General features: G+C 32.1%; 10 protein-coding genes and 1 pseudogene. 10 read left to right on the top strand and 1 reads right to left on the bottom strand.

Going from position 1 to position 14,817, the window contains the following annotated elements; genetic code table 11:
- The 10 genes and pseudogenes from ACVC2P_RS13355 to ACVC2P_RS13310 all read left to right on the top strand — a co-directional run.
- A pseudogene (locus ACVC2P_RS13355) lies at positions 1-1,192 on the top strand (patatin-like phospholipase family protein); the annotation flags it as partial.
- Between the two features lie 188 nt (positions 1,193-1,380).
- A complete protein-coding gene (locus ACVC2P_RS13350; RefSeq protein WP_452598956.1) occupies positions 1,381-2,538 on the top strand; it encodes a homogentisate 1,2-dioxygenase in 1,158 nt (385 codons plus the stop codon).
- Between the two features lie 180 nt (positions 2,539-2,718).
- Positions 2,719-3,882, top strand: a complete 1,164-nt coding sequence (gene hppD, locus ACVC2P_RS13345) for a 4-hydroxyphenylpyruvate dioxygenase (protein WP_452598955.1) — start codon at positions 2,719-2,721, stop codon at positions 3,880-3,882.
- A 139-nt stretch (positions 3,883-4,021) separates the two neighbouring features.
- Complete coding sequence (locus ACVC2P_RS13340) at positions 4,022-4,807, top strand: DUF3108 domain-containing protein (RefSeq protein WP_452598954.1); 786 nt, start codon at positions 4,022-4,024, stop codon at positions 4,805-4,807.
- A complete protein-coding gene (locus tag ACVC2P_RS13335; protein ID WP_452598953.1) occupies positions 4,807-5,730 on the top strand; it encodes a tryptophan 2,3-dioxygenase family protein in 924 nt (307 codons plus the stop codon). The genes ACVC2P_RS13340 and ACVC2P_RS13335 overlap by 1 nt, the downstream gene beginning before the upstream one ends.
- A complete protein-coding gene (locus tag ACVC2P_RS13330) occupies positions 5,688-7,022 on the top strand; it encodes a peptidoglycan DD-metalloendopeptidase family protein (RefSeq protein WP_452598952.1) in 1,335 nt (444 codons plus the stop codon). The genes ACVC2P_RS13335 and ACVC2P_RS13330 overlap by 43 nt, the downstream gene beginning before the upstream one ends.
- On the top strand, positions 7,022-8,665 hold the full coding sequence (pgi, locus tag ACVC2P_RS13325; protein ID WP_452598951.1) for a glucose-6-phosphate isomerase: 1,644 nt from the start codon (positions 7,022-7,024) through the stop codon (positions 8,663-8,665). The genes ACVC2P_RS13330 and pgi overlap by 1 nt, the downstream gene beginning before the upstream one ends.
- Before the next feature lie 169 nt (positions 8,666-8,834).
- Complete coding sequence (locus tag ACVC2P_RS13320; protein ID WP_452598950.1) at positions 8,835-11,417, top strand: TonB-dependent receptor; 2,583 nt, start codon at positions 8,835-8,837, stop codon at positions 11,415-11,417.
- 12 nt (positions 11,418-11,429) lie between these two features.
- The gene (locus ACVC2P_RS13315; protein WP_452598949.1) at positions 11,430-13,124 is read left to right on the top strand and encodes a choice-of-anchor J domain-containing protein; all 1,695 of its coding nucleotides are present in this window, start codon (positions 11,430-11,432) and stop codon (positions 13,122-13,124) included.
- Positions 13,125-13,231: 107 nt separating this feature from the next.
- A complete protein-coding gene (locus tag ACVC2P_RS13310; protein WP_452598948.1) occupies positions 13,232-13,669 on the top strand; it encodes a hypothetical protein in 438 nt (145 codons plus the stop codon).
- 75 nt (positions 13,670-13,744) lie between these two features.
- On the opposite strand, the gene ACVC2P_RS13305 is transcribed toward ACVC2P_RS13310, so the two are convergent.
- Complete coding sequence (locus ACVC2P_RS13305) at positions 13,745-14,797, bottom strand: endonuclease/exonuclease/phosphatase family protein (RefSeq protein ID WP_452598947.1); 1,053 nt, start codon at positions 14,795-14,797, stop codon at positions 13,745-13,747.
- Positions 14,798-14,817: the final 20 nt, after the last annotated feature.

Genomic DNA, 14,817 nt, shown 5'->3' with positions numbered 1-14,817 from the left:
GCTAAGACCATTTCAAAAAGTAAGTTATAAGCGTTTTATAAGTGGAACTAACAATATAATAGCCACTAACAACTTCGATAGCTTTGTATACCAATTAAAACCATCGGTATTTGAAGGAGTAAAAGGATATGATTTGTATGTAGAGCTAAGAGAGTCTAAAAAAACAACAGTACTACGTTTTGGATTGCATTACGATGGTTTGTATAAAAGTGCGCTTTTGGCTAACATAACAAAAAAGCAATTGCTTTTAAAAAATGATATAGTATCATTAGATTTAATAGCAGGAGATAATGTAAGGTATAATTTTGAATATTATATAGACAAAGGATTTTATTGGAGTGTAGGTGTGCGTTCTCGTTATAATGAGTTTGATAAAGGAGTGGCAGCAGCAGCACTTTTAAATTCAGATGAACAAAACAACTTAGAAGTCAATAAAATAGATGTAAAAATAGCAGATTTAACCAATCAAGTATTTGTGCAAACACAATATAAAAATGATCTCACTTTAACGCTAGGAGCAGAGCATAAAAAATATAAAATAACAACAGAAACAGTAACCTCTTCAGGAAATCAAGATAAAACTATTTTTGATAATAGCGATTATGTAAGTGTCTTTGCAAATTTTAGATTCGATTCTTTTGATCATCGTTATTTCCCAAAACAAGGATTTTATTTTAATGGAGATTTTAATTTATACTTATATTCATCAGACTATAATAATAACTTTTCAGAATTTTCAATAGTAAAAGCAGATCTAGGATATGCCCATGCGTTTTCTTCTAAACTTAGTGCTAATATTATAGCAGAAGCAGGGACAAAGATTAATGCGCAAAATAATACGTATTTAGATTTTGTTTTAGGAGGATACGCTAAAAATTTCATTAATAATTTTAAATCTTTTTATGGATATGATTATTTGTCCATAGCGGGAGGTAGTTTTATAAAAACAACTTTAAATATAGACTACGAAATATTTAAGAAAAACCATATTACATTTGCAGCAAACTACGCTAATGTACAAGACGACCTATTTAGTTCTACAGATATAGATTGGTTTTCGCTACCAGAATACTCGGGATATGCTTTAGGGTATGGAGTAGAAACATTTTTAGGCCCAGTAGAAGCAAAATATACATGGTCTCCAGAAACAAAGAAAAGTTATTGGTTTTTCAACCTAGGATTTTGGTTTTAGCTCTTATCTAAAAAGATTGAAGGAATGTTATATTTTATAAAATCCAAAAAAATCACGATATTTGTTTAATAATGAAATACTATTGGCAAGACATACTAACTTTTTTAAAGTTTCTTATTAAAAGAAACCCAGAATGATTTACCCTGTATTTATAATAAACCATTGTTTAATTAATAATACAAATCATTATGCCATTTTATCATAAATTAGGAGAAATTCCTCATAAAAGACACATACAATTTAGAAAACAAGACGGTTCTCTATATTATGAGCAGCTCTTTGGAACTATAGGTTTCGATGGGATGTCTACTAACTCATACCATGAGCAGAGACCAACACAAGTAAAAGCTATTAAAAAGCAATATAGTGTAGCTCCAAAAATAGCTAAGAAAAACCATATGCAATCCTATCGTTTTAGAGGATTTCAAGTAAAGCCAGAAAACGATTATTTAGAAAGCAGAAAAGCAGTGCTAACAAATAGCGATTGTACTATTATTTTAGCAGCACCAAAACAATCTACAACAGATTATTTTTATAAAAATTCTGATGCAGACGAGCTTATATTTATCCATAAAGGATCTGGGAAGTTAAGAACACATTTAGGGAATTTAGATTTTAAATATGGAGACTATTTAGTAATACCAAGAGGTATTATTTATAAAATAGACTTTGATACAGAAGATAATCGCTTATTTATAGTAGAGTCTCGCAGACCAATTTATACACCAAAACGATATCGAAATTGGTTTGGCCAATTATTAGAACACTCTCCATTTTGCGAAAGAGATTTACGTAGACCTTACGAATTAGAAACCAATAACGAGTCTGGAGATTTTTTAATGAAAGTTAAAAAGCAAGACGATATGTTCGATATGGTTTATGCTTCACACCCTTTTGATGTTGTAGGTTACGATGGTTATAACTACCCTTATGCCTTTTCAATTCACGATTTCGAACCCATTACAGGTAGAATCCATCAACCGCCACCAGTACACCAAACATTCGAAACGGATGCTTTTGTAGTATGTAGCTTTGTACCACGTTTGTATGATTATCATCCGAAAGCTATTCCAGCACCATATAACCATAGTAATATAGACAGTGATGAGGTGCTATATTATGTAGATGGCGATTTCATGAGTAGAAACGATATCGATGCAGGGCATATATCATTACACCCAGCAGGAATACCACATGGACCGCACCCAGGTGCTGCAGAAAGAAGTATAGGAAAAGTAGATACAGAAGAATTAGCAGTAATGGTTGATACCTTTAAACCATTAATGGTAACAGAAGAAGCAATGAAAATTGCAGACGAAGACTATTATAAATCTTGGTTAGAGTAAAATAAAAACATTAAACACATCAAAATAATATATTGGTAGATTCTCAAAGTAATAATTCAGCAATTGTTACCACTAGAATTAGAAAGAGAATAAATGACGTACATCTAGACAATAAAAGTTTTATAGAAGTAGAATCATTCCAATAAAATAAAAAATAAATAACTCAGAAAATTTAAAGATATGAGTAAAAAAGAAGTACAATCGGTAAACTACGGTTTAGAAAAAATATTCGAAGAAGCGCAAGATTTCTTACCGTTATTAGGAACAGACTATGTTGAGTTTTATGTAGGTAATGCAAAACAAGCAGCACATTTCTATAAAACAGCATTTGGGTTTCAATCATACGCATACAAAGGGTTAGAAACAGGATCTACGGAATCTGTTAGCTATGTATTAAAACAAGATAAAATACGATTAGTATTAACAACACCACTTAATAGCAAATCCCCAATAAATAACCACATAGTAAAACATGGAGATGGCGTAAAAGTAGTAGCGTTATGGGTTGATGATGCTAGAAAATCGTATGAAGAAACAACAAAAAGAGGTGCTAAATCCTACATGGAGCCAGTAGTAGAGAAAGATGAATATGGAGAAGTAGTAAGAGCAGGAATCTATACTTACGGAGAAACTGTACACATGTTTGTAGAGCGTAAAAACTATAACGGTATATTTATGCCAGGATTTACAGAGTGGAAGTCAGATTACAACCCAGAACCAGTAGGTCTAAAATATATAGATCACATGGTAGGTAATGTAGGTTGGGGACAAATGAATACGTGGGTAAAATGGTACGAAGACGTCATGGGGTTTGTTAATTTCCTATCATTTGATGATAAGCAAATACATACAGAATACTCAGCATTAATGAGTAAGGTAATGAGTAATGGAAACGGACGTATTAAATTTCCAATAAATGAACCAGCAAAAGCCGCAAAAAAATCACAAATTGAAGAATATTTAGATTTTTATGAAGGCTCTGGAGTGCAACACATTGCAGTAGCAACAGACGATATAATTAAAACAGTTGCACAATTAAAAGCAAGAGGAGTAGAGTTTTTACCACCACCGCCACAAGCCTATTACGATGATATTCCTAACCGTTTAGGAGAACATAGAGAGATGATGAAGGAAGATATAAAAGAACTTCAAAAATTATCGATTCTTGTAGATGCAGATGAAGAAGGTTACTTACTTCAAATCTTCACAAAACCAGTAGAAGATAGACCAACGCTGTTTTTTGAGATCATTCAAAGAATGGGAGCAAAAGGTTTTGGAGCTGGAAATTTTAAAGCGCTTTTTGAATCTATAGAAAGAGAACAAGCAAAAAGAGGCACACTGTAATAAAAATTAATAAAAAAATGCCATTACAAATAGTGATGGCATTTTTTAGTTTCATACTTTTGGAATAGTAATTGTTATCTATTTAAATAGATAATAATAAAATAACTTTTTAAAGTTATTTAGCAATGACATTAGGCATATGAAAAAGACATTACTTATACTATTAGCAATTGTTACATTTAATGTAAGCTTTGCGCAAGAAGGTGCTTTTAAAGACGGAGAATGGTTTCGCTTTAGAATGAGTTATAGCGGGTTCTTAAAAGCAGGAAACGCAACGCTTTCAGTAAATGAAACAACGTTAAACGGAAAACCAGTATTTCATGTAGTAGGAAAAGGATGGACCACGGGAGCTATTAAATGGTTTTTTAAAGTTAAAGATAGATATGAGAGTTATTTTGATGCCGAATCAAATTTGCCATATAAATTTATAAGAAACATAAACGAAGGCGGGCATAAAAAGAATATTGAAATAGATTTTGATCAAAAAAATCAAACAGCATTAGTATTCAATAAAAAATACAATAGAAAACGTACAATAGAAACAAAGCCCAATGTTCAAGATATGGTGTCTACATTTTATTATTTAAGAAATAAACTAGATGTTTCAAAATTAAAATCTGGAGATGAGATAACATTAGATATGTTTTTTGATGAAGAAAACTATGGTTTTAAATTAAAATATTTAGGGAAAGAAGTAATAAAATTAGGAAATAAAATAGGAAAAGTAGAAGCTTTAAAGTTTAGGCCCTATGTAATGGCTGGTCGAGTATTTAAAGAAGAAGAAAGTTTAACACTTTGGGTTTCTAATGATAAAAATAAAGTACCTTTACGTATTAAGGCAGATTTAGCAGTAGGATCTTTAAGAGCAGACTTAGAAGCTTTTAAAGGACTAAAACACTCTTTTAAAACAGTAGTAGAAAACTAATGGAATTAGATTCTAAAATAACCAACAAACTCAAAGAAAAGTACGATGCAATCGATCAAAATTTAGAAACCCATTTAGATGGCTTGCTGCATTCTAAACCCATAACGTACTGGGATTATATACAAACAGATGCGCTGTTAAATCTTCAAAATCAACGTACAACACTACCAGATGAAATGGTGTTTTTAATGTACCATCAAGTAAATGAGTTGTTGTTTAAAATGATACTTTGGGAAATAGACCAAGTTGCCAAAGAAAAAGATATAACAGCAGCTTTCTTCGAAACTAAATTAATGCGAATAAGTCGTTATTTCGATGTGTTAACCTCTTCCTTTACTGTTATGAAAGATGGAATGGATGTTGAACAATACAATAAGTTTAGAAACACCTTAACACCAGCAAGTGGATTTCAAAGTGCACAATACAGGAAAATTGAGTTTGCTTCAACAGAATTAATCAATTTAATAGATAATCGTTTTAGAGCTACAATAGATAGAAACACCTCTTTTGAACATGCTTTTGAACATTTATACTGGCAAGCAGCAGGAAAAGACTACAAAACTGGTAAAAAAAGTTATTTATTAACAATATTTGAAGAGAAATACAAAGACGAATTTATTAGATTTGCTGAATTCTATAATACACATAACTTGTGGACCATTTTTAAATCGTTGCCACAAGATGTAAAAGAAGACGAAGATTTAATAAAAGCAATGCGTCATTACGATTATACAGTTAATATAACTTGGGTAATGGCACATTATAATACTGCTAACCATTATCTTAATATAGGTGGCAAAACAGCAGAAGCAACAGGAGGAAGTGAATGGGTAAAATATATGCATCCAAAATATCAAAAAAGAATATTCTTTCCAGACTTATGGAGCCAAGAAGAATTAACAAATTGGGGAAAAGATGTGTAATACTTTTTGTGTTACTAATAAGTATATACAGCTGTAAAAAAGACCCAGAACCAGAAGAGATAACAGAACCAATAGCTGTTGTAGAACCAGAAGAGATATACGAATTTGGTTTTAATTTAAATGAATTTATTGTTAAAAGAGACACAGTAAAGCAAGGAGAAACCTTTGGTGTTATTTTAGAACGTAATAATATTGGCTATCCTGAGATATATAATATTGTAGAAAAAACTAAAGATAGTTTCGATGTAGCACATCGTTTACGAGCAGGAAAACCATATACCTTACTGTGTTCTACAGATTCACTACAACGCCCTCGATGCTTTATATATCAACCCAATAGAGAAGATTATGTAGTAATTAATTTTCAAGACTCTATTCATGCCTACACAAGCTCTAAGCCAATTAAGTACGTAGAAAAAGAAGTATCTGGAATTATAAAAACTAATATTTCAGAAGCGTTAGACGAGCAAGGAAAAAGCTTTAATATAGCCCTTAAAATGTCAGACATATATGCTTGGACTATAGACTTTACAAGACTTCAAAAAAATGATAAATTTAAAGTAATCTATACAGAAAAGTATATAGACGATAGTATTTATGCAGGAATAGATAATATTAAAGCCGCTTATTTTGAGCACAATAAACAGCCTTTATACGCTTTTGAATTCAAAACAGATTCAGTTAAAGGCATAAAAGACTATTTTAGCGAAGATGCAAAGAATTTAAGACGCGCCTTTTTAAAAGCACCAGTAAGTTTCAGCCGTATCTCATCAAGATATAATTTAAACAGACGAATTGCATTGTACGGAAACAGAGTGAGAGCACACAAAGGAACCGATTTTGCTGCGAAAAGAGGAACCCCAATTATGGCTACAGCAAACGGAACAGTAATAGAATCTGCAAAACGAGGAGGAAATGGTAACTACGTTAAAATAAGGCATAATGCAACGTATACCACCCAATACTTGCACATGAGAAAACGTAAGGCTAAAGTAGGAGATTATGTTAAGCAAGGAGATGTAATTGGTTGGGTTGGAATGACAGGAAATACCTCTGGTCCACACGTATGTTACCGTTTCTGGAAAAACGGAAGACAAGTAGACCCTTTTAAACAAAAATTACCTGAAGCAGAACCAATTTCAGATAGTTTAAAAACAAAATATCTAGAATATATAAAACCTATAAAAGCTCAGTTAGATACTATCGAGTTTCAAGAACTAGAAAGTGAAGCTCAAGAACAAGATTTAAAAACTGAACTAAAAGAAAACCAACAAATCACACTATCAAAATAATGTCATTACCCAATATCAACCCTACAACAACACAAGCTTGGAAAAAACTACAAGAACATTTTGAGCTAGTAAAAAATGTAGAAATGAAAAGCTGGTTTGCTCAAGATAAAAATAGAGCGAATAAGTTTACTATTAAATGGGAAGACTTTTATGTGGATTTCTCCAAAAATAGAATTACAGAAGAAACATTTAATTTATTACTAAACCTAGCAGAAGAAGTTAAATTAAAAGAAGCTATAAAAAGCTATTTTTCTGGAGAAACTATTAATCAAACAGAAGAAAGAGCGGTATTACATACAGCATTACGAGCTAAAGCAACAAATACTATTTTAGTAAACGGTAAAAATGTAATTCCAGAAATAGTTGAAGTAAAAGCAAGAATTAAAACGTTTTCTAACGAAATTATAAATGGAGATAGAAAAGGATATACAGGTAAACCGTTCACAGATATTGTTAATGTAGGCATAGGAGGGTCAGATCTTGGTCCAGCAATGGTAGTAGATTCACTCCAATATTATAAAAATCAATTAACAACACATTTTGTTAGTAATGTAGATGGAGACCATGTTAATGAAGTTTTAAAAAAAATAAATCCAGAAACAACCTTATTTGTAATAGTATCTAAAACTTTTACAACACAAGAAACATTATCTAATGCCAATACTATTAGAAAGTGGTTTTTAGAACATGCAGGAGTAGAAGACGTATCAAAGCATTTCGTAGCAGTATCGACCAATATAGAAAAAGTAAAAGACTTTGGAATAAACGAAGCTAACGTATTCCCAATGTGGAACTGGGTAGGAGGACGCTTCTCTTTGTGGAGTGCCGTAGGATTAACTATTAGCTTAGCAGTTGGATATTCTAACTTCGAAAGCCTTTTAAATGGAGCTAATAAAATGGATAATCATTTTAAAACAGAGGCTTTTGATAAAAATATACCAGTAGTTCTAGCATTATTAAGCATTTGGTATAATAACTTTTTTAAAGCAGAAAGCGAAGCGGTAATAGCATATTCACAATACTTAAACCAGTTTGCTACTTATCTACAACAAGGCATTATGGAAAGTAATGGTAAAAGCGTAGATAGAAATGGAGATAAAGTCAACTACGAAACAGGAACACTTATTTGGGGAGAACCAGGTACAAATTCTCAACACGCATTTTTTCAATTAATACATCAAGGCACAAAACTAATTCCAGCAGACTTTATTGGTTTTGCTACAAGTTTACATGGTAATAAAGACCATCAAGACAAATTAATCTCTAACTATTTAGCACAAACAGAAGCGTTACTAAACGGAAAGACTGAGACAGAAGTAATAAGTGACTTAAAAGCGCAAAATCTTTCAAGTAATCAAATTCAAAAACTATTGCCATTTAAAATATTTGAAGGTAACAAGCCTACAAATACTATCTTTATAAATAAACTAACTCCAGAGAGCTTAGGAGAGTTAATAGCTATGTATGAACATAAAATATTTGTACAAGGTATTATATGGAATATATACAGTTACGACCAATTTGGAGTAGAATTAGGAAAACAATTAGCCACTACTATTCTATCTGAATTTGAAATTAACACAATTGCGAATCATGACGCTTCAACGCAAAATCTTTTAGAATACTACAAACAATTAAGATAATTTTTGTTAAAAACTTTTGTATAGTTTTGTTTGTTTAATTCTATGAAACACAATGAATTGAGTTATCTTCTATTGTCAAAAAAATGTTAACTTTTAGTTAATATGCGTGCATAATTTATTTGTACTTTTGCACAAAATTTAAATTAATCAACTTTTTTAATTAAACAAAATGAAGAACACATTCAAATTTTTGTTTTTTGCAGTTGCATTTATGTTTTCTGCGATTACAATGGCTCAAAGTACAGTAACAGGAACTGTATTAGATCCAGAAACTAACGAACCTTTACCAGGAGTAAATGTTGTCGAGGTAGGAACATCTAACGGGATGTCTAGTGATTTTGATGGGAATTTTACATTAACAACAAAATCTGAAAACGCTACCGTTACTTTATCTTATGTTGGCTACCTAACAAAGGAATTTACAATAACTGGAGACACTAACCTTGGTGAGATTACTTTAGAACCAAGTGAATTTGGTCTAGAAGAAGTGGCAATTATTGCTTCTGTAGCTGTAGATAGAAAAACACCAGTTGCAGTATCTACTATTAGAACAGCAGACATTGAGCTAAAGTTAGGAACTCAAGAATTTCCAGAAGTTCTAAAATCTACACCTGGAGTATATGCAACTAAAGCAGGAGGAGGTTTTGGAGATGGACGTATTAACTTACGTGGATTTAATTCAGAAAACGTTGCGGTAATGATTAACGGTGTGCCAGTAAACGATATGGAGAATGGTCGTGTATTTTGGAGTAACTGGGCAGGACTAGGAGATGTAACAAGCTCTATGCAAGTGCAAAGAGGTTTAGGAGCATCTAAAGTTGCTGTGCCTTCTGTAGGAGGAACAATAAATATCCTTACTAAAACAACAGATATAGAAGCTGGAGGGAATTTTTACACAACTTTAGGTAATGATGGCTATAAAAAGTTTGGAGTAACCTACTCAACAGGTTTAATGGAAAATGGTTTTGCTGCAACAGTATCTGCTGCTAAAACAGATGGAGATGGTTACGTACAAGGAACGCAATTTAACTCTGTCTCATATTTTGTTAATTTATCTAAAGAATTAAATGAAAATCATAAATTATCATTTACTGCCTTTGGAGCAAAACAACGTCACGGACAGAGACAAAACAGACACCTAATTGAAACTTACCGAAAAAGTGAAGATGGAATAAAATACAACTCAGATTGGGGGTATAAAAATGGACAAGTAACATTTATAGAGGATAACTTTTATCACAAACCACAAATTTCTTTAAACCATTATTGGACGCTTAGTGATAATACGAGTATCTCTACCGCAGCCTATGCTTCATTTGGTTCTGGTGGAGGTGGAGGAACTGTAGGTTCTGACAGAACTAAGTTTGAATTTGATAATGACGAGTATAGAATAGGAAACTTTGGGCCTTTAGATTTTGATAAAATTGTAAGAGAAAATGAAGAAAATGGAGCTTTAGGAGCAACAACTGCATTAAGAGCATCTCGTAATGACCATAACTGGTACGGTATTTTATCTACTTTAAAAACAGATTTATCAGACGATTTAGTATTCTTAGGAGGATTAGATTTTAGAAACTATAAAGGAATACACTTTAGAGAAGTAACAGATTTACTAGGAGGACAATTTTTATTAGACGACAATAACGTAAACAACCCTTTAAATGCTGCGCAAGTAGGAGATAAAATTGCATACCATAATGAAGGTCTTGTAGGTTGGTTAGGAGCTTTTGCTCAATTAGAATATGATGTAAATGAGAATTTTAACACATTTATATCGTTAGCAGCATCTAATACCTCTTATAAAAGAATAGATTATTTTAATTATTTAGATACAGACCCTTTACAAGAAACAGATCGTTATAATTTCTTTGGCTACAGTGCAAAAGGTGGAGCTAACTATCGTATAGATAATAATCATAATGTATTCGCTAACTTAGGATATTTTGAAAAAGCAGCAGATTTTGATTCAGTATTTACTCAATTCGATAATGAAAATATTATTGATGATGCAGAAAATCAAAAGATTTTAAGTTTCGAATTAGGATATGGATTTAGAGGAGAAAAATTCTCTGCTAATGTAAACTTATATAGAACAACATGGAAAGATAGAACCGAAACTGTAGGATTTCAACAACCAAGCGGAGAATTTGCATCTGCTAATATTTTAGGAGTAAATGCGATCCACCAAGGAATCGAATTAGACTTTGTATACAAGCCTACAGAGAAGTTAAACCTTACAGGAATGTTATCATTAGGAGATTGGAAATGGCAAAACGATATAGAAAATGTTCAGATTTTTGATGAAGAACAAGAACTAGTAGAAACAGTTAACATTCTTATTAAAGACTTACACGTTGGTGATGCAGCACAGACTACTTTAGGATTAGGCGTTAACTATAAGTTTACACCAAAAACAAGGCTAACAGTAGATTATAACTATTACGATAGATTATTTGCAGATTTCGACCCTAGTGATAGAGGAGAAAGAGGCCCAGATGCATGGGAAGTACCAGCATATGGTATTTTTGATACAGCGTTCACTCATGGGTTTAAATTTGGAAATTTCGATGCTAGTTTAACAGCAAGGATGAACAATATATTTGATACCCGTTTTATCTCAGATGCTCAAGACGGTTCTGCAGTTGGAACTCCAGGAGAACCAGGGTACATACCAGGATCTACTTCTAGAGTAGCAACAGTATATTATGGTTTTGGAAGAACATTTAGTGTTGGAGCAAAAATTAAATTTTAAAAAATTAGAAAAATGAAAAAAATAGTTTATTTATTAATGGTTATAGGAGCCGTTTTTACGAGCTGTAACCCTATAGAAGACATCAATAATGAAATTGATGCAGAAGCTAATCCTGTTGTGGGAGAAGTAGCTTTTACAATGACTACTGAAGACTACACAGATTTAGTAGAACAAGGAGAAGATGACCCTGTAGATTTCTATGAAATGTTTGAAAGTTTTAGTGATTTAAATGATGCTAAAACTATGTTGCCCCCTTACTTAGAAAATAAATATCCTTATTGGGGAGAAGGATCTTCTGCAGATGTTTCTTTTAACATTTATGCTGGTAATCCAGGAGATGATTTAATTGGCTTGGTTGCAGCATCTTCCTACCAATTGAGTACAGATGATTATCCTACAGTAGCAAGTAATGCTTTTTATCCAAATGAAGATACAGACTCTACTTTTGATGCTGTATTAGCTAGTCAATTTCCAACACCAAGTGCAGGAGATGTTGTAAGAATAGAATATAAAAGATTTAATGAAGAACCAGTAGTGGGATTTCCTGTCGTTTATGATGGCTTATTTCCAGATGTATATACAACATATGAAAATATAGATGTTCTTGGTGCTCAAGGATGGACAGAAGGCTCAAGTTATGCTCAGGCATCAGGTTATGATGGTTCTAATAATAATGATAATGAAGATTGGTTAATTTCTCCTGAAATTGATTTAAGTGCTGAGCAAAGCCTTCAATTTCAAATTAATCAACGTATTAGCTTCTTAAATGGAGCTACGTTATCAGACCATGTTAACATATTGGTAACTACAAACTACACAGGAGACGTTAATACTACAACGTGGGATACTATTGTGCTAAACACAGTTCCAGATGGAAATAGTTCAGCTTTTGTTTTATCAGAAGAGTATGATTTTTCTGCTTATGATGGACAAACTATACGAATAGCATTTAAATTTGAATCAACAGTAGCTAACTCACCACTTTGGAGAATAGATTATTTTACTATTAAAGCGTTAGGTATTACAGGAGAGACAACTACAAAGTCATCATATTTTCAATTTGTAAATGGAGCATGGCAAGAATTAGATGGAATTTATTATTTAAGCAATGCTGACTATGACTCAATGGGCGAGTCTTCTGGTCAACCAGGTCAATTTAACAATTTTAGTGGATCTGTTCTTCCTGAAAACTACTTACCAACATTTTTAGATATTAAATTTCCATTTGCACAAGAAGAGGATGAGTTATTTATGGTTTATAAGTTTTATGGAGGTAGTGGAGTTGGAACCGTTACTCGAGGGAATTTATATACAGTAGAAAACGGCATTTGGACACCAGCTATTACTAGTCTTAAATTCAGTTTTAAAAATGGAGTATGGGTACCAGATAATACTATTCGTTATACGTTAGTTGGAGATGATTATAACTATATGTCTTCACAATTAATAACAACACCAGATTTTGAAGGACCAGCTGAAAATATGGGTAATTTTGGAAGTTTTGATATTAGACCAACTAGTGGGAACTTCTGGAATGATGAAATGATTGTAACTGCCTTAGATATTTTATTAAATAATTTAAACCCAAGTGCAGAAGAAGGACAGAAATATATTCTTACTTACAAAATATATGATGGGAATGTAGGAACTAGAGAAAAAAGCCTAATTAAAACAGGAGGAAGTTGGGTTTTAAATACAGAAGGTTAAGCAGAAACCGAATGTATAATAAAATTAAAACCGCTTCTACTTGAAGCGGTTTTTTTATGCATAATAATTACTACATTTGTTTTATACATAACCTTAAAACTAAATCTATGTACTCAACAGTAAAAACGTTACACTCATATTGGGCTTATCTAGTCCTTGTTATGATAGTGATAGCAACATTTAATGCGCTTATAAAGCACTTTGGTAAAAAAGAATATGAAGCTAAAGATTTTAGACTTGCTTTATTTACATTAATAGTATCACATATCATGCTATTAATTGGAATTGTGTTATTCTTTGCTGCAGACTATTTAAGTGTAATAAGCGAGATGGGTATGGGGGCAGTAATGAAGAATGCAACATTGCGTTCTAATATTATTGAACACCCAATAACTATGATTTTAGCAGTAGCGTGTATTACTATTGGTTACTCTAAACATAAAAAGAAACTAACATCTGCTGGAAAATTAAAACCATTAGCTATATTTTATACAATAGCCTTAGTTTTGGTTCTTGCAAAAATCCCTTGGAATACTTGGTTTTAAAAGCAAATATAAATCATAAAAAAAGCGATTCTTAATTATTAAGAATCGCTTTTTTAAATTTTATAACTATGGTGATTATTTTACCTCTTTAATCAAATAAATATAAACAGGAAAGTGGTCGCTAAACCCATCGGTAAAACTGCCATTAGAGAAACTACGTTTAGGATAACCTTTGTAACGCCCTTTTTTGCTAATTAAATAGTTTTTATTAAAAATACCGGCTTTGTATAACTTAAACGAATCGTAACCTTCATCTATAAAAGGCTTGGTAACCATGATTTGATCAAATAAACTCCAACTATCCCTATAAGCATTAGAGCCTAGCCCCTTTTTGTAGAAATTCATCATTGGGTTATAAATACCTTTAAAGTCTACATTTTTCTTTTTGCGTTTAGCATTAAGTGTTTCTTTAACACTAGCATTATTAGGGTTATCGTTTAAATCACCCATAGTAATAATTTTAGCATAAGGATCTATAACCTGTAAAGAATCTATAATGCGCTTATTTAATTTAGCAGCAGCAACACGTTTAGCTCTACTTTTTGCTTCTCCACCACGTCTAGAAGGCCAGTGGTTAACAATAACGTGTATAGTTTCTCCGTCAAGTTTACCAGTAACTAAAAGCTGATCTCTGGTATAAATACGCTTTCCAGAGCTATCATCAAATATTTTTAAAGTATGAGTACTTTTAGAAATAGGTTGAAATAAGTTTTTTTGGTATAATAAACCAACATCTATACCTCGCTTATCTGGGGAGTTAAAATGTACAATACCATAATCTTTAGCTAAAAGTAAAGGGTCGTTAACAACATCCTCTAAAACATCAATGTTTTCAATTTCGGCAACCCCTACAAGGGCAGGAGTGTTTTTTGCAACGTCAGAACCTATGTCTGAGATTACACGAGCCATATTATGCACCTTCTTTTTATAAATAACTTCACGATTCGCTTTTATTTCCATCATTGGGCTCGCTTCATCGTTTTTATCAGGGTCATTTACAGTATCAAATAAATTTTCTAGATTATAGAAAGCCACAGTATGTAACTTAAATTTTTTTCCTTCTTGGGCATCAACGCTAACAAATGCAGTGATAATAACAGCTGAAAGCCACACTTTTAAATTCTTCATTGGTAATAAATGTTATATTA

It is taken from the genome of Pontimicrobium sp. MEBiC01747, assembly GCF_053601635.1.
This window is presented reverse-complemented; position numbering and strand designations above follow the sequence as displayed.